Source organism: Gryllotalpicola kribbensis, assembly GCF_039538245.1.
Taxonomy (GTDB): Bacteria; Actinomycetota; Actinomycetes; order Actinomycetales; family Microbacteriaceae; genus Gryllotalpicola; species Gryllotalpicola kribbensis.
Window position 1 is genome coordinate 93,954 of record NZ_BAABBX010000006.1, and the last position, 16,751, is coordinate 110,704.

Sequence of the window (16,751 nt, forward strand, 5' to 3'; positions counted from 1 at the left end):
TTTCCGTGCCTCGCACGAATTCACTACTCGGAAGAAAGCCCTACACCTCGTGATCGATTCCTCGATCGACCTCTCTGATTTTCAGACCCCCGGTCGCGGCGGCGGTCTGGCAGACGTCATCCGCCGGCGCTATCTGCTCGGCCTGCTCGTGCGCAAAGGAACCTCAACGCGCTACCGCAATGCCGCGCTCGGGTGGATGTGGTCGTATTCGCGACCGCTCTCGCAATACGTCATCTATTACTTCGTCATGGGTGTGCTGCTCGGCAACAACCGCGGCATCGACGACTTCGCCGTCTACCTGCTGTCCGGCATCATCGCCATCAACTTCTTCAACGAGTCGTTCGGAGCCGCAACGAAGTCGATCACCGACAACAAGGCGTTGGTCAAGAAGATCTATCTGCCGCGCGAGTTGTTCCCCGTCGCGGCGGTGCTCAATGCGCTCGTCCACTTCCTCCCGCAGATGGGCGTGTTGATCATCGCCGGACTGCTGTCAGGTTGGCGCCCGTCGATGATGACAATCGGCACAGGCCTGCTCGGGATCGGCATCCTCACCCTGCTCTCGACTGGGTTGGGACTCATCTTCGGCGCGATCAACGTCGCTTACCGTGATGCGCAGAACTTGGTCGACGTCATCCGACTGTTCGTCACGTGGACTGCACCGGTTATGTACAGCTGGAAGCACGTTGGCGACGCGCTTCCTCACTGGGCGGAGCAGCTTTACCTGCTGAACCCTCTGACCACCGCCGTGGGGCTGCTGCACCGCGGTTTCTGGTACATGGGGCCGGCTGACTCCGTCAATCTGATCCCGCATCTCTGGCGCGGCTCGATCATCGCGATCGTCATTACCGCCGTCGTCATCGTTATCGGCCAGCTCGTGTTCCGCCGCCGCGAGCGCACTTTCGCCCAGGACCTGTGATGAGTATCGACGAGATCAACACGGCTGTGATGAGGAAGAACAGCAAGGATGTCCGGCCCTCGATCATCATTGACGAGGTGCACAAGGCCTTCCGACTTCGCAAGGCGCGCTCGATGAAGGACGCGCTTCTGAGCACCGTCAAGGGCGAGCCGCTGTCCACGACTTTTGAGGCGCTCAAAGGCATAGATCTGACCGTTGGCGAAGGCGAGTCCGTTGCGGTGCTTGGGCTCAACGGCTCGGGCAAGTCGACCCTGCTCAAGCTGATGTCGGGCGTGCTCGAGCCCGATCGAGGTCGTGTCTTGACGCGCGGCCGTGTAGCCGGGTTGATCGAAGTGGGTGCTGGCTTTCACCCGGATCTCACCGGTCGGGAGAACGTCTACCTCAACGCAGCAATCCTCGGCATGAGCAAGAAAGAGACCGACGAGCGTTTCGACTCGATCGTCGAGTTCAGCGAGATCGGGGACTTCCTCGAATCCGAAGTGAAGCACTATTCCTCTGGCATGTTCATGCGGCTCGCATTCTCGGTCGCGATCCACACTGAGATGGATATCTTGCTGGTCGACGAGATCCTCTCGGTCGGCGATGCTCCGTTCCGAGCAAAGTGTCGCGCAAAGATCCGCGAGCTGGTGGATCACGGCAAGACCATGGTCGTTGTCAGCCACGACATGTCGACGGTGCGCGAGTTGTGCGACCGGGGCGTCGTGATCGAGAAGGGCGTCAAGAAGTACGACGGCGACGTGGAAACCGCGATCGCGATGCTCAGCGCCGCCAAGAAGCCGGCGACCGGCAAGAAGTGAACAGTCCCGACCTGCTCGTCGTAGGCAGCGGCTTCTTCGGGCTGACGATCGCCGAACAGGCGGCCGCTGCGGGGCTGCGCGTCACAGTGATCGAACGCCGATCACACGTGGGAGGAAACGCATATAGCGAGCCGGAGCCGAGCACCGGGATCGAAGTGCACCGCTACGGCGCGCACCTGTTCCACACGTCGAACGAGAAGGTCTGGGCTTACGCCAATCGCTTCACGGCATTCACGCCGTATGTGCACCGCGTGTACACCACCCACAACGGTGAGGTCTTCCCGCTCCCCATCAACCTCGGCACGATCAACCAGTTCTTCCGTGCCGCGCACTCGCCGGCATCCGCCCGCGACCTGATCGCCGAGCTTGCGAGCGAGTTCGATGCCGCGACCGCGCAAAGCCTCGAAGAGAAGGGTGTGGCGCTGATCGGGCGCCCGCTCTATGAGGCGTTCATCGCCGGCTACACCGCAAAGCAGTGGCAGACGCCCGCCTCAGAGCTGCCCGCGAGCGTCATCTCACGGCTGCCGGTTCGGTACACCTACGACAACCGCTATTTCAACGACACCCACGAGGGCCTGCCCGTCGATGGGTACACGGCATGGCTCGAGCGAATGGCAGACCACCCCAACATCGAGGTCCGGCTCGACACCGACTTCTTCGACGAGTCCCAGCCGCTCAACAAGCGCGCCGTCGTCGGGCAGCTGCCGATCGTCTACACGGGCCCGCTCGACCGTTATTTCGAGTTCGAGGCCGGCCCGCTGTCATGGCGCACGCTGGACTTCGAGCAGGAAGTCCTTCCGGTCGGCGACTTCCAGGGCACGCCTGTCATGAACTTCGCCGACCTCGATGTGCCGTACACGCGGATCCACGAGTTCCGGCACTTCCACCCCGAGCGCGAGTGGTACCCGGACGACCGCACCGTGATCGTGCGCGAGTACTCGCGCTTCGCCGACCAGGGCGACGAGCCGTACTACCCGGTCAACACGCCAACGGACCGGCAGCGCCTGCTCGCCTATCGCGAGCTGACCGAGGCCGAGAAGGGCGTGGTCTTCGGCGGCCGCCTCGGCACTTACCAGTACCTCGACATGCACATGGCGATTGGGGCCGCGCTTTCGACGTGGGAGAACAAGCTGCGCCTATCGACGAACTGAAGAACTACGCGCGTCGATTGCCGACGATGTGCACGGCGCAGGGCCAGGAGACGCCCGTTGGGCTCACGCCTAGCGGGCGAGGCCGCGCAGCTTGTGACGGATCCAGGTGAACGCGCGAGGCCTCTCGCGGGCAGCAGACCCTTGCCCGCTCACTTGGTCGGCCCTGGTGCCCGGTTCTGGTTGACCAGCTGATGGGTCCGTGGAAGTGAGCTTCCAGTATCGTGCTGTTCGCACCTCTCCAGGGGCCAGCCCGCTCACATTCGGTGCACGGTAGGCGAGCACCGGACGTTCCCACGCCACATTGCGACGCACTACGCGAGTCGGCGCTCCAACCGCGACGCAGTTGTTGGGAATGTCACGCGTCACGATGCTTCGAAAACCAACAACCGATCCAGATCCGATGGTCACGCCGCCCATAACCACAACACTTTTCCCCAGCCAGACGTGTTCACCGATAGTGATGGAACGAGCCGGATTGACGCGCTTCCTTGAACGAACGTCATATATAGCGTGGCTATCGTCCGTGCGAAGTTCGACCCCCGTCGCAATCATGCAATCTTCGCCCACCACAACGGAGGCTCCTTCAGAAGCACTAACGAACATGCGTGTCTCGCAGCCCACATTGGCTCCAATAGCCACAGAGGACTCGTGACCGACGCGAATGTTGAGTCGCAACCCGGTCCTCGGCTTTGAAGTCTCAGAGATATCGATCCTGCCGTTGTCACCGGCAAATTCCGCAGCAAGGTCCACGACCTTCGCGGTATCGGCGATCTTGAGGACGTTGCCTGATCCACGAAAACTAACGCGCACCTTGGCACCGGGCTCGAGTTGGCCACCGTAAACGACGACATTGCCCCGGTCGTCCGCGTAGGGCTTGAGTTCGAAAAGCTGTTGCACGCCTGGATCTCCCGAGATTGTCGGCATCTATCTATGGCCACGTGAGCAGAAACTACCGCCGAGCAAAGGGCCTCCTGCTTCTAAAACGACCGTCGTGAGCACGCGCCTGCATTGACGTCACGAGAGCCCAACATCAGCCGAAACGGCATCGCGACGAGGCTGCCGGTCACTCTGTGTCGTCGACAGTGAGGTTCCAGTACTCCACGCTCTTCTTCTGGCCCGGAGCAAGACCTTCGATTCCTGGCAAGCGATAGTGGAGTTCGGGCCGCTCCCACGCAATGTCGCGCCGCACCACACGCGCCGGTACTCCTGCTGCAACGCAGTTATTCGGGACATCACGCGTCACCACGCTCCCGAAGCCAACAACGGAACCTGACCCGATGGACGCTCCACCCATCACTGTCACGTCCTTACCGAGCCATACATGCGCGCCAATATCTATCGCGCGAGCCGGATTCACCCGCTTCTCTGTACGCACGTCATAGATCGCGTGAGTATCGTCAGCGCGGATCTCAATGCCTGCGGCAAACATGCAGTCATCACCGATGGTTACCGCCGCCCCCTCAGAGGCTCGGACGAACGTGCGCGACTCACACCCAACGTCGTCACCCACCGTAAGACTCGAGGAATGACCGATGCGAACGTTGAATCGCAGGCCTGTGCGCTGACCGTGCGTTCCTCCGATTTGAACTCGGCCGCCACTGCCGGCGAATTCGATGGCTAGGTCGACTATCTTTGCGTTTTCTGCAACCTGAACTACGTTGCCGCTGCCTCGAAACTTAATGGCTACTTTTGCCTGAGGTGGCAACACACCCTCGTAGATGACGACGTTGCCCTCATTATCCGAGTAGGGCTTCAATTCGCGAAGTTCTTGCATTGATCGGCTCTCAATGGGCTTGGGTGGGGCGGTATGTGAGGCGTAGCCCCCACAACTGTACTTAGAAGTCTGGGGCAGCGAGCGCGCCACGTGCACCCCTGACGGTCAGGTTCAGGGCTGAAGCGGCTCAGTCGCACCGACGATCAAATGGTGAGAGAGTGCATCCACCATCCGCGAGAGCCCGCTGGGAAGATCTACAAGCGGCGTCCATCCGAGCGCGCCCACCCGTGCGCTGTCGAGCCCTTGAGCCCTAGCCGCGCTGTACGCTCGAGCATCCGCCTCGTTCGTGAAGACAAGCTTTGAACCGTTCTCCGGGCGCACTTGCGTGAAGAGCTCAGCAAGGCGCCGGATCGACACGAAACCGCGGGGGTCAGCCACGTTGTAGGCCATCTCGTTTCCGCGAAGCAATGCGTAGAACATGCCTGCAATCGCATCCGCAACATAGGTGTAGGTACGCACGGCGGACCCATCACTGTTGAGAACGATGTCCTGGCCACGCACGACGTTGGCCGCGAAATCTGCCTGCACGCGGCCGTCATCGAGCGCCATCCCGGGCCCATAGATGTGCCCGAAACGAACGATCCGGCAGGTCAGGTCATATTGCGCGGTGTAGGCGGCGCAGATCGTCTCTGCAGCACGCTTGCCCTCCGAGTAGGACGCACGGGGGTTCAAGATGTCGAAGCCACCGAAGCTCGTCTCGGGGATGAGCTCGGTGCCGGGGGGTTGAGCGCCATACACTTCGGCGGATGACATGAAGACGAATCCGCGGCTCTGCTTGGCAACACACATATCGAGAAGGTTGAACGTGCCGACCAGGTTCGCTCGGATGGTGCCGACGGGGTCGGCCGCATGCAACGATGGCCGCGCCGCGCTCGCGCCATGGAAGACATAGTCGACCGGGCCCTCGATTTCGACGGGTAGTGCGATGTCCTGTGCGATCAGCTGGAAATCGGGGCGGTCGACGATTCCAGAAAGGATTGCCCGTGCCTTCTCCTCATTCCGCACGAGGCCGCACACCGTGATGCCTGCGTTGAAACGGTCATTGAGAGCGAGCAGGGTGTAGACGGTGTACGAGGGGAGCATGCCCGACGCGCCCGTAACCAGCACTCGGCTGCCATATAGCTGCTCCCACGGGAGCTCTCGCGCGAGGATCTCATCGAGATCTCCGGCGATCACCTGGTTCACCCAGCTCAGTTCAGACACGCGTCACGCTCCGATGATCTGCTGGTTCTCAACCAGTTCGAAGAAGGTCCTCGAGATGTAGAAGTCCTCCGCGGTCGTGATTTTGATGTTGGAGCGCGGCCCGTCGATTACGTGCACGGAATGGCCGTAGCGGACCATCAGGGTGCACGAATCTATTGAGTCGTTCTCGCCCTCCGCCACAGCACGGTCGTACATGCCGAGAACGTGCCCGAGACGGAAGCTCTGGGGAGCCTGCGCCGTGTAGAGGTTCTCGCGCGGAATGACTGCGTCCACGCGCTCGTCGGTCGAGATGACAATCGTCTCGTTGGCCTTGGTGCACGTGATCGCCGATCCATACTCTTCGACAGCGCGGATGTTCGTGGTGATCAACTCGGCACTGATGAGCGGGCGCACACCATCGTGAATCAGAACGACCGTATCGGGCGGATACGAGGCCGCGACGGCCTGCAGCGCACGGTGGCGCGACTCTTGGCCCGTCTTGCCGCCGTCGACGATCTCGCGCACCTTTTGCAGGTCGTAGCGGTGGATCAGACGAAGGAGATGCTCCCGGTACTCCGGCAGGATCGCCACAACAATTCCATCGATCTCGGGGTGCTCTTCGAAATGCTCGAGGGTCCGGATGATGATCGGCTTCCCATGGACCTCGAGGAACTGCTTAGGCGCAGACCGGGTGTTCATCCGCGAGCCGACACCGCCGGCAAAGATCACTGCGACGTTCATCAGCGGCCACCTTCCGCACCTGTCATGAGGCTGAGTTGCTCAGTTGCTCGTTCTGCCACCGGACTTCCCGGGAACTCTTCGACCATCTGTTCAGCGGCAAATCGGAGTGCTTCGGCGCAGCGCTTCGCATCCAATTCGCGTGCCGCCTGAGCCTCCGGTGTGTCTCGCGGGTCGCTGAGGATCAACTGATCGATCACCCGATCGGCGGACGACATATCGATGTGATCGAAGTTCTCCGCACGGAAGCGCTCGATCTTCCACTCTTCGAAATCCCCGGTCTTCAGCGCGTCGACGAGCTCGTCCATCGTCGTGCAGATGCGCCCAGGCGCCGTCTCCTCATAACTGCGGTGGAATCCGCGCGTCGCCGAATAGAGGTCCTTGTCATAGGCGAAGAAAAGCATCGGCCGATCGAGCAGCGAGAATTCGTACACGATCGACGAATAGTCCGTGATGAGGACGTCCACCGAGTGAAGCAGGTCGTTCGTGTCAGGGAAGTGCGAGAAATCCACGAGGCGGTCGGAAAACTCCTCCGGAATGGGCGGCGCCCCGGGGACGAAGTGGTGCATGCGGAAGAGAACCACGTACTCGTCGCCGCATGCCTCATGAAGCCTGGCGAAGTCGAGCCGTGAGTAGTCGTAGAAGGCGGAACTCGCCCCTCGCCCCCGGAACGTCGGCGCGAACAGGATGACCTTCTTTCCCGCGAACTGCGGGTAGTCGCTCTTGAACTCCTGCTTCAGCCGGTCGGCGCGCTCTGGGTCGAGGAACGTGTCGATTCGCGGCAGGCCCGTAGGAATCACTGCCTCCGGCGGGATCCCGAACACTTCCGAGTAAACCGAAACGAGGTGGGTGGAGCCGGCGATCGCGAATGTGTATTTGCGATGCGCCCCTCCCAGTTTCGGGCTGCCATATCTCCCGAATCGGCTGTAGCCGACGGACTTGAAGCCGCTGCCGGCATGCCAAACCTGGATGACGCGCGTATTCGGACGGGGGTCGATCGTGTTGAGGAGGGGGAAGTAGTCGTCGATCAGGACGATGTCAGCCGATGTGAACTCTGCGACCAGCTTTCGGGTGTCCTCAGGGGTCTCCATGCTGATAGTCCGGAAGTGGTAGCGAAGCTCGAACTGAGAGTCGAGCCCCCGCTCTACCATCCGGTCGCGAATGCGAAGCAGGTTTCCCGAGATGTCGGGCCGCATCTCCGAAGCGAAGAGGATGCGTGGGCGACTACCAGCAGTGCGCGCGCCTGCGCCGCGAGCGTCGCCCGTCCTCTTGCGGCCTGCCTTCGGGAGTACCCCTCCGCGGTTGCGCACCCTGTGAAGCGCGCTATGTGTGGCCGATGTCACCCGGCCCCCGGTGCGAACGTCGAGATTCCGGAGCAGCCGACCCGAGTATCCCGCCGTGTAGCGATCAAGACCGTTGAGCGCGCGCCGGATGCGCGTGACCGGGCGGGGAACCGATACGCTGACGCCCGTGCTGAGCCCCGCGGAACGTCTGCGGTTCATCTGATACGTCCGCATGATCACGTCCGCGTGATCGTCTTCGCTCAACCCGAACGAGACGACATAGCACGAGGCGTTGCCGTTGTAGACGAAGCTGCGCGAGCCGACCGTCAACTCGTCCGCCCTCGTCAGCGAATACGTTGCGATCGGGCCGCGACGGCCGTCAACCACGGCCATCACCCGCCACGAGCCGTTCGGGATTTCCTTCCGGTCCCTGAAGTTCGTGACGTTGAGGGCGATGCGATACCGCCCGTCGCCGAGCGGCTCAGCAGCGACCGGGAACGCGCGAAGCAAGTCGTAGATGATGAAGTCAACCTGCCCGGTAGGCGGTTCCGGGAAGGAGAGCGTCAGTGTGAGCTCGACACGTTCCCACGCGATAGACGTGATGAGGAGTCGCCCCACCCGGTTAAGCGGCCGGGTCTCCGACAGCGAAGCGAAGCCGCTCTCCGAGACAGTGTCTGCCACGGCTACTCCCCGGTGCGCGCGTGGCACGGGCGCGTGGCTTCGAACTTCAACAGGGTGTGCACCTCTCACGTATGCGAAGCGCCGCTGTCGCGCTCCGGCCCGTACTGCTTTCCGCCGAACCGCGTTGAACAAGAACGTGAACAGTCGCTGAACAGACGCCGCCTTCGAAAAACTATCAGAGCTTCAGATTCCTATACCTTCGTCCAGCGACGCCAATTCGGGGTGGATTGCCAGACGCTCCTTCGGACCTGGGGGCAGCGATCCGGCATACGAGCATCGTCTGCGGGTGCATGCTCGATCCCGCTAGCCTCATGGGATGTCCGTGCTGCAATCGCTCGTCTTTCCCCCGGGCGAACGGGCAGCCGATCGTGCCCTCTATCTCGCGCGCGAGCTCTCGGAGAGCAAGGCCCGCGTGACGCCCAGCTCATTGACGATCGCACCCGGCGCGCACGTGTCGCTGCTGAGCTACTTCAACGCGTTTCCCGCGTCGTACTGGCAGCACGCCACCAACGTTGAGCGCGTGCAGTTGATCGCATCGACCGCGGGCGAGGGCACGATCGCATTGTGGGCCTCGGATGCCGCGGGCCGCGCGCGCGTCGTCGAGGAGCGTGCCGTGACGGGCACGACCACGACGACGCTCGCGGCAGAGCTCGGCGAGTTCGACGAGGGCGGCTGGCTCTGGCTCGAGCTGGCGGCGGGCGGCGGCGAGCTCACACTGAGCGAGGCGCAGTGGACGACGGATGCTTCGCCGACGCAGCCCGGCCTCCTCCTGCTCGGCATGACGACGATGAACAAGCCCGACTTCGCGGTGGCGACGTTGCGGGCGATCGCCGCGCACCCCGCGCTCGCGGCCGAGCTCGACCAGGTGCTCGTCGTCGATCAGGGCACGCGGCTCGTGAGCGACGAGCCGGGCTACGCAGAGGTGCGCGACGAGCTCGGCGAGCTCCTGCGCATCATCCGCCAACCGAATCTCGGCGGCTCCGGCGGTTTCGCCCGCGTCATGGCCGAGGCCGTGGAGCGCCCGGCCGCGTCCGCAGTCATGCTGCTCGACGACGACGTCGAGGTCGAGCCCGAGGGCATCCTGCGCGCCCTGCGCTTCCATCGCCATGCCCGCACGCCGACACTCGTCGGCGGCCACATGTTCGACCTGACCCGCCGCACCGTGCTGCACGCATGGAGCGAGGTCGTCGACGACGACGTCTTCAACTGGGGCCCGCCCGACCCCGAGCATCGCCGCTGGGATCTGGCGGCGCGCCCGATCGCCGAGTCGCCGTGGCTGCACCGGCGCGAGCAGGGCGACTTCAACGGCTGGTTCATGTGCCTCATCCCGACCGCGGTCGTGCGGGCGATCGGGCTCGCGCTTCCTGTCTTCATCAAGTGGGACGACGCCGAATACGGCCTGCGCGCGAAGGCCGCGGGCTTCCCCACGGTCACCTTGCCCGGTGCCGCGCTCTGGCACCTGTCGTGGCTCGACAAGGACGACTCGATCGACTGGCAGGCGTACTTTCACGCCCGCAACCGCACGATCGCGGCACTGCTCCATTCCGACCGCCCCGCAGGCGGCGCTCTGCTCGCCGACAGCCGGCGACAGGATCTCAAGCACCTGCTCTCCATGCAGTACTACGCCGTCACCCTGCGGCACCGCGCTCTCGCCGACGTGCTCGCCGGGCCGGGGGTGCTGCACGCCGCGCTCGCGACGTCCCTGCAGTGGCCGCGAGCCGCGGCGGCCGAGTTCAGCGAGACCGAGAAGCTCCCTCTTCCGGCGCGCGCTGCCGCGACATCCGCGCCCCCAGCGCCGGCGCCCCACGGCGCCGCGCTCGCCCTCGCGACGCTGCGCTGGGTGGCGCGCCAGCTCATCATCCCGGTTCGCGCGAGCGCGCGACGCCAGCCGCAGCCCGTGCTCAGCAAGCAGCAGGCGACGTGGTGGCGACTCCCCCGGCTCGACTCCGCGATCGTGATCACCGCCGACGGCAGCGGGGCCAACCGCTACACGCGAGATCGTGCCCGCTTCCGGCGGCAGCTGCGCGACAGCATCCGTCTGCACCGCCGCCTCGCGCGCGAGTGGGAGAGCCTGCGAGCGCGCTACCGGGCCGCCCTGCCCGAGCTCGTGTCAGCAGAGTCGTGGCGGCAGCATTTCGAGGACCCCGAGCACGCGGGCTGAGCCGCCGGATGCCGTCGGCACACAGCCTCTCCGCGCTTCTCGGCGACCTTCGGAGGTCACACGGGGATTGAGTGCGACCGCCAGAACCGACGAGCCCCGTCCTCTAGTCTGAGCACGACCCCACTCTCGAAGGACCGTTCCTTGCCCGCATCGCCCCCGCATGTCACCGCGGTCGTCGTCACCTACAACCGCCGTGCGCTCGTGACGCGCGTGCTCGACGCGCTGCGCGCGCAGACGCGGCCGGTCGACCGCATCGTCGTGATCGACAACGGCTCTACCGACGGCACGCGCCCAGAGCTCGAAGCCCGGGCCGCACGGGGCGAGCTGATGCTCATCGAGGCATCCGACAATCTGGGCGGCGCCGGCGGCTTCGAGCGCGGCTGCGCGTGGTCGCTCGAGCTCGGCACCGACTGGGTGTGGCTGATGGACGACGACGCCATTCCCGACCTCGACTGCCTCGAACTGCTGCTCGGGGCCACCGCGCAGCTCGACCGGCCGTCGTTCGTCGCCCCGCACGTGGTCGACGAAACGGGCGACACCGGGCCGCGCAACTACCCCGAGCTGAACACCGACTTCGCCGTGCAGTACCGCATGGCGCCGCTCGGGCTCATCGCCGTCGCCGCCACGACCTTCGTCGGGCCGCTGCTGTCGGCCGAGGCGATGCGGCGCACCCACCTGCCCCTCGGCGACTTCTTCATCTGGCACGACGACGTCGAGTACACCGCGCGCCTGCACGCGTTCGGGCCCGCCGCGATGGTTCCGACCGCGAAGATCGCGCACCTCGCGGGGAATCCGGGCCCCGCTCACTACAACGGTGCTCGCAACCTCTACAACGTGCGCAACTACCTCTGGTGGTACCGCGAGGTCGGGCGCAACCGCTCGTTCAACCGCAACCGCATCGTGCTCGCCCTCACCCGCAGCCTGCGGGCGCAGTTCCGCAACGCCCCGAACAAGCTCGGCTATCTCGCGGTCGTGGCGCGCGCCGCCGCTCGCGGCCTGTTCACGCGGCCCGCGCACCGCACGGTCGCCGACGTGCTGCGCCGCAGTCGCGCCGTCGACCGCGTCGTGGGGGCGCCGGAAGGCTGAGCCCGCCGAGCGGCCCCGGCGTCAGCGCGCGAGGACCGACTCGTAGACCCCGAGGGTCTGCTCGGCCATGCGGCGCCACGAGAACTGCGAGGCCCGCCAATCGCCGGCATCCTTCAGCTGCGCGCGCAGGGGTGCGCTCTCGACCACTGTGGCGATCACCCGCGCCATGTCGTCGACGTCCATCGGGTCGAAGTAGCGTGCCGCGTCGCCGTAGATCTCGGGCAGACAGCTCGCCCGGCTGCTCACGACGGGCACTCCGCGCAGCATCGCCTCGAGGCCCGGAAGCCCGAAGCCCTCGGAGAGCGAGGGGAACACGTAGGCGAGGGCGCCGCGGTAGGCGGCATCCAGCTCAGCTTCGCTGAGATAGCCGGTGAAGTGGATGTTGCGGTAGCCGAGCTCGCTGAAGAGCCGCTCGTTCGCCTGCACGGAGGGGAACTTGGTGCCCACGAGCACCAGCCCGAGATCGGGGTGCCGGTCGAGCAGCCGCTGGTGCGCCTGAGCGAGGCGGCGGATGTTCTTGTAGTCGGGCTGCAGCCCGACATAGAGCAGGTAGCGGGCGAACGGGATGCCGGTCGCGGCGGGCTCCCCGGCGGCGCGCGCCCCCTCGGGCAGCTCGGCCGCCTCGTAGGTGACCGTCACCTTCGCGCGGTCGATGTGCCCGAACTCGACCAGGGCGTCCCTGGTGAACGCGCTCGGCACCATGATGTGCGCGCTCGAGCGCAGCGCGTGCCGGAACGCGTACCGGCCGACGAGCTGCTTGACGCGGTACTCCAGCCAGCGCTTGTCGCTGTTGTAGGTGTTGATCAGCGTCAGGTCGTGGAAGGTGGTCACGTGCGGGCCGCGATAGCGCAGCGGCTGCTGCGGCATCGGGAAGTGCACGAGGTCGGCGCGGATGCCGTCGAGCTGGCGCTTGAACCCGGTCTGCTCTGCCAGCGAATAGATCGCGAAGTCTGAGGGCACGGTGGTGAAGCGCGGGTTCTGCGGCGTCCAGTAGTCGAGGTCTGCGTGCGGGACCAGCACGGTGTAGCGATTGCGCTCGTCGAGCCGCTCGAGGTGGTGCAGCAGCCGCTCGATGTAGCGGCCCGTGCTGGTGTTGATCCGCCGGGCGTCGATCGCGATATGCGCGCTCACTTGCCCTGGCTCGGGCTCGTCGTGCAGGCCTCCTGCGAGACCTTGGTCGCGGTCGAGTGGTACATCGGCGGAACCTGCAGGGTCGGCTGCCCGAGCGTGCCGGACGCGCCCGTGAAGGAGACCTTGGCCTTGGCGGTGTGGCCGGGCTCGATCCTGGTCGGGAACGCGACCACCGTGCGGCCGAGATCCTGCGTGATCTGGATCTCATCCTGCGAGATCCGCTTGCCCGCGACGGTCACCGAGACCGATTCGGCCGTCGCACCGACCGGCGCGTAGATGTAGACCATCGTCGTCGTGAACGACTCGCCGCCCTTCGGCGCGATATAGGCCGGAAGCTTGCGGAACTGCGCCATGCTGAGCGTACTGCGCAGGCGCACATCGACCACGTAGTTCGAGGCGCCGGCCGTGCAGGTGTTGGCCGTGAGCGTCGCAGCGGTCTTGAGATAGGCATCCATCTTGCCGCCTGACTGGTCGCGGAAGAAGACGCCCGTCACGGTCTTCTTCGCGTTGTCGGTGGGCAGCACGCCCTGAATCTGGGTGCCGTCGAGCTGCTTCTGCTCGTCGGGATTCGAGAACCAGAGCTTGATGTCGTCGGTCTTGACCCCGCTCACGACCGCCTTGGCCATCGCGGCCGGGTTCGACGAGTTGTGCAGGAAGGCGCTGAAGATCGACGCGGTCGCCGCAGAGAAGAACTTGCCCGTCATCACGTCGGTGTAGTGCGAGTTCTTGCTCGCGCTCTTGTACTTCCCGCGATAGGTGAAATACGCCTTGTTGAGCAGTTCGGCGACGACGTTCTCTTTCGTCAGGGTCTGCCCGGTGGAAAGCTTCACGGGGCCGGTCGCACCCAGCATGTCGGCGAGCGCCTTGGGGTCGAACACGATCACCCCGTCGAGCGAGCCGCCCTTGTACTGCTGCCAGAACGCCTGGGCGATCTTCGCCCCCGTGGGCACGTCGGGCCGGCTGAAGGCGAGGTTGAGGCGCTCGTAGGTGATGTCGCCGTAGAGGTTCGTGACCGACGGGTCCGTCGGCATGATCGGCCCGAGCCCCTTCTGGTCGCGCCACGGGAAGTCAGAGCTCGAGCCCTGTGCGACGATCGTCATCCGCCCGTTATCGAACTCGAGCTCGGCCATCGCCGCTGCCGTTCCGCCGACCGCCGTCGTCTCGGCCATGTTGGGGAAGACCAGCAGGTAGTGCCGCGGCCCGTTGGCTCCCAGCGAGTTGGTGACGAGCGGCAGCATCCGATTCGCGAGGTGAAGATTGCCCTGCTGGCCCGTGAGCAGCCCATTGAAGGTGCGCCACACCGACACCATCGGGGGCAGCGCCGCCGACGTGTCGAGCGCTGAGACCTGCGTCGTGACGGAGTCGTACGAGCTGACGAGCTGCGGCGTCGCCTCGACAAGGGGCTTCAGCTGATCGAGGTCGACGCCCCCGTCGGCCGTGCGCAGCGTCTGCGGATCGATCGCGCTGAGCTGCTGCGCCGCCGGGGCGACGACCGTCGTCGCGAGGCTCTGGGTCGCCTCGGTGAGCTGCCGCAAAAGCGTCTCGCTGCCGCCGAGGACCGGCACGCGCTCGAGCGCGCGCACGATCGGGTCGTTCGCCGCCGCGACCGCGACGTCGGTGTCGCGCGTGATGCGTGCGGCCGTGCCCGGCAGCTGGTCCGTGTCGAGAGAGGTCACCTGGTCTTCGAGAACGCCCACCTGGCTCTTCACATCGAGCATCGCGAACCCCAGAACCGAGAACCTGAACAGCACCCACGCCGCCACGAGGATCACGGGCGAAAGATAGAGCAGCCAGCGCACGGCCCCCGACGGGGTGTCGCGCGCGTGACCACGACGAGCCGCCTCTGCCGCACGTGCCGCACGGCGCGTGTTGTACCCGCCGAGGGAGTCCTCGACGCGCGAATAGGCGACCATAATCAGGCCACAATATCCGAGCGTTCTTCGAAGGCGGCCGAAGACGCGGGCCGCGGTCTCAGTCGCCGAGCGCCGCCTCGAGCCGTTCGATCTTCCCGTCGAGCTCGCCGGTGCGGCCGGGGCGGATGTCGGCCTTGAGAACAAGCGAGACCCGGGTGCCGAACGGCAGCACCGCCTCGGTGGCGCGCTTCACGACACCCATCACCTCGTCCCACTCCCCCTCGATCTCGGTGAACATCGACGAGGTGCGGTTGGGCAGCCCCGACTCGCGCACGACGCGCACCGCGGCGGCGACGGCGTCGTGCACCGAGCCGTCTTCGGCGGCGGATGCCCCGCCCGACGGAGCGACAGAGAAGGCGACGATCATCGTTGGTTTCCTTTCGTAGCAGTGGAACCGAGGCGCCAGAGCGCGACGAGCGCCCAGGCGAAGACGGCGAGCTCGAGGGCATTGCGCGCGGTGAGCACGGCGAGCATGGCCGGGTTCAGCGCGAGCATCGCGTCGTAGAACCACGGGTAGATGAGCTGGGTGAGCACGGTGGATGCCAGCACCAGCCACGCCGGAAGAGCGAACCGCCGCCCCGAGACCATCAGGCCGAGCATCACCGGCACGGCGAACCACGCGTGGTACTGCGGCGACCCGACCTTGTCGAACGCGCAGAACCCGACCGTGATGGCGAGCGCGAGCCACGCCGTCGTGGCCCGCGGCTCGGCCCGCGCGAGCACGGCTCGCAGCCCGAGCAGCACGGCGAGGGCGACCGCGATCGGCATCGACCAGTCCGCGATGCGGGCGAGCGCGGCGGCCCCCGGCCCCGAGACCTGGAAGGTGTAGATCACCGTGTCGTAGTAGACGCTCAGGTGGGGAATCCGTGCCCATGCGGCCCACAGCAGCGGCGTCGCGAACGGCGACTCGACCTGCAGCCCGCGCCCCGACTGCTGCCCCACGAAGCTGAACACGGCGCGCGCGTCGAGCGCGAACCAGGCGATGGCCACGATCGCCGCGGTCGTCGCGACGGCGGCGATGAGCACCCGCCAGCGCTCTTTGGCGGCGACGACGATCGCGAGCACGATCGCGGCGGGCCAGAACTTCACCCACGTGCCGAGCGCCAATAGCACGCCGGCGAGCCAGGGGCGGGCCGCGAGCGCCACGACCGCGAGCACCGCGAGGGCGACGGAGATGATGTCGAGCCGCCCGAGCGCCACCGGGCCGAGCGCCAGCAGCGCGGCGAGCCAGTACCAGGCGGCGCGCACTCGCGGCACGGTCGGGCGCGAGATCAGCACGCCGAAGGCCGTCGCGTTCAGCAGGCTCACCTGCAGCAGCCAGATCGCGCCGTAGCCCGCGTCGCCGCCGATGAGCGGGATGACCATCGGCACGAGCGCCACGATCGGATAGACCCACGGCTGGTCGATCGCGGGCCAGCCGCCGCCCGCGACCGCCGTGTCGACCCACACGCGATAGAAGCCGGTGACGTCGTTGAAGGAGTTCCCGGTCACCCCGGGCGTGAGGTTCGCCGCCGCGAGTGCGAGGTGCACGGCGATGAATGCGGGCCAGAGCACAGAACGACGTCTGAGCAGGGCGCGCATGCGCCTAACCCTAGCCGGGCGCACTCGGGGCGTGCGCGGCTCTTCGCGTTCGCGGGCGGATGCCCCGTGTCGCTGTCCCCATGACGGGCAACGACACCGCAGTCGCCGCCGCCGTGGGACGCGCTGCAGTAGGAGCCGCGCGTAGAACGCACGATTCGGCGCACGCGCGGGGGCGGTTCGTATTGCCGATCGTGCGAACTGCGCGCCGCACCTAAATCCCCCTCTCGCGGACCTCAGCCCGTGGCGTCCCCGTCCCGCATCTGCAGCGCCGCGACCTCGTCCGAGCGGGTGGGGCCGCGTCCCGTGGGGTGGTGTGAATCTCGGGGAGCGCGTGCCGCGTGATCAACGTGGTGAGCC

14 protein-coding genes are annotated in these 16,751 nt (G+C 65.8%); 5 read left to right on the forward strand and 9 right to left on the reverse strand.

Annotation, left to right across the window (positions count from 1 at the left end; translation table 11 throughout):
* The first annotated feature begins 49 nt into the window (after positions 1-49).
* From ABD716_RS05130 to glf, 3 genes are read left to right on the forward strand one after another with little or no spacing between them, the layout of a single operon-like run.
* Positions 50-916 (forward strand): ABC transporter permease, encoded by an 867-nt coding sequence (locus ABD716_RS05130; protein WP_344774493.1) that lies wholly within the window; start codon positions 50-52, stop codon positions 914-916.
* Positions 916-1,713: an ABC transporter ATP-binding protein gene (locus tag ABD716_RS05135; RefSeq protein ID WP_344774495.1), complete on the forward strand. Its 798-nt coding sequence runs from the start codon at positions 916-918 to the stop codon at positions 1,711-1,713. Before ABD716_RS05130 ends, ABD716_RS05135 begins: the two co-directional genes overlap by 1 nt.
* Positions 1,710-2,864, forward strand: a complete 1,155-nt coding sequence (gene glf, locus ABD716_RS05140; protein ID WP_344774497.1) for a UDP-galactopyranose mutase — start codon at positions 1,710-1,712, stop codon at positions 2,862-2,864. The genes ABD716_RS05135 and glf overlap by 4 nt, the downstream gene beginning before the upstream one ends.
* Before the next feature lie 69 nt (positions 2,865-2,933).
* On the opposite strand, the gene ABD716_RS05145 is transcribed toward glf, so the two are convergent.
* From ABD716_RS05145 to ABD716_RS05165, 5 genes are all read right to left on the reverse strand, one after another.
* Entirely contained in the window at positions 2,934-3,761 is an 828-nt protein-coding gene (locus tag ABD716_RS05145) for an LbetaH domain-containing protein (protein WP_344774499.1), read from the reverse strand.
* A gap of 166 nt (positions 3,762-3,927) precedes the next feature.
* Positions 3,928-4,638: an acyltransferase gene (locus tag ABD716_RS05150; RefSeq protein ID WP_344774501.1), complete on the reverse strand. Its 711-nt coding sequence runs from the start codon at positions 4,636-4,638 to the stop codon at positions 3,928-3,930.
* A 111-nt stretch (positions 4,639-4,749) separates the two neighbouring features.
* Positions 4,750-5,841, reverse strand: coding sequence for an NAD-dependent epimerase/dehydratase family protein (locus ABD716_RS05155; protein WP_344774503.1), 1,092 nt, complete (start codon positions 5,839-5,841; stop codon positions 4,750-4,752).
* 3 nt (positions 5,842-5,844) lie between these two features.
* A complete protein-coding gene (locus tag ABD716_RS05160) occupies positions 5,845-6,561 on the reverse strand; it encodes an IspD/TarI family cytidylyltransferase (protein ID WP_344774505.1) in 717 nt (238 codons plus the stop codon).
* Positions 6,561-8,522: a CDP-glycerol glycerophosphotransferase family protein gene (locus tag ABD716_RS05165; RefSeq protein ID WP_344774507.1), complete on the reverse strand. Its 1,962-nt coding sequence runs from the start codon at positions 8,520-8,522 to the stop codon at positions 6,561-6,563. The genes ABD716_RS05160 and ABD716_RS05165 overlap by 1 nt, the downstream gene beginning before the upstream one ends.
* A gap of 316 nt (positions 8,523-8,838) precedes the next feature.
* Here ABD716_RS05165 and ABD716_RS05170 point away from each other — a divergent pair, with 316 nt between their 5' ends.
* Together ABD716_RS05170 and ABD716_RS05175 are read left to right on the forward strand one after the other, a co-directional pair.
* On the forward strand, positions 8,839-10,683 hold the full coding sequence (locus ABD716_RS05170; protein ID WP_344774509.1) for a glycosyltransferase: 1,845 nt from the start codon (positions 8,839-8,841) through the stop codon (positions 10,681-10,683).
* A gap of 141 nt (positions 10,684-10,824) precedes the next feature.
* Positions 10,825-11,769, forward strand: coding sequence for a glycosyltransferase family 2 protein (locus tag ABD716_RS05175; protein ID WP_344774511.1), 945 nt, complete (start codon positions 10,825-10,827; stop codon positions 11,767-11,769).
* 21 nt (positions 11,770-11,790) lie between these two features.
* On the opposite strand, the gene ABD716_RS05180 is transcribed toward ABD716_RS05175, so the two are convergent.
* The 4 genes from ABD716_RS05180 to ABD716_RS05195 are packed head-to-tail and all read right to left on the reverse strand — an operon-like array spanning position 11,791 to position 16,394.
* The gene (locus ABD716_RS05180; RefSeq protein ID WP_344774513.1) at positions 11,791-12,900 is read right to left on the reverse strand and encodes a glycosyltransferase family 4 protein; all 1,110 of its coding nucleotides are present in this window, start codon (positions 12,898-12,900) and stop codon (positions 11,791-11,793) included.
* Positions 12,897-14,813: a DUF4012 domain-containing protein gene (locus ABD716_RS05185; RefSeq protein WP_344774515.1), complete on the reverse strand. Its 1,917-nt coding sequence runs from the start codon at positions 14,811-14,813 to the stop codon at positions 12,897-12,899. The genes ABD716_RS05180 and ABD716_RS05185 overlap by 4 nt, the downstream gene beginning before the upstream one ends.
* A 58-nt stretch (positions 14,814-14,871) precedes the next feature.
* Positions 14,872-15,180, reverse strand: a complete 309-nt coding sequence (locus tag ABD716_RS05190; protein ID WP_344774517.1) for a thiamine-binding protein — start codon at positions 15,178-15,180, stop codon at positions 14,872-14,874.
* Positions 15,177-16,394 (reverse strand): glycosyltransferase 87 family protein, encoded by a 1,218-nt coding sequence (locus tag ABD716_RS05195; protein ID WP_344774519.1) that lies wholly within the window; start codon positions 16,392-16,394, stop codon positions 15,177-15,179. The genes ABD716_RS05190 and ABD716_RS05195 overlap by 4 nt, the downstream gene beginning before the upstream one ends.
* Positions 16,395-16,751 lie beyond the last annotated feature (357 nt).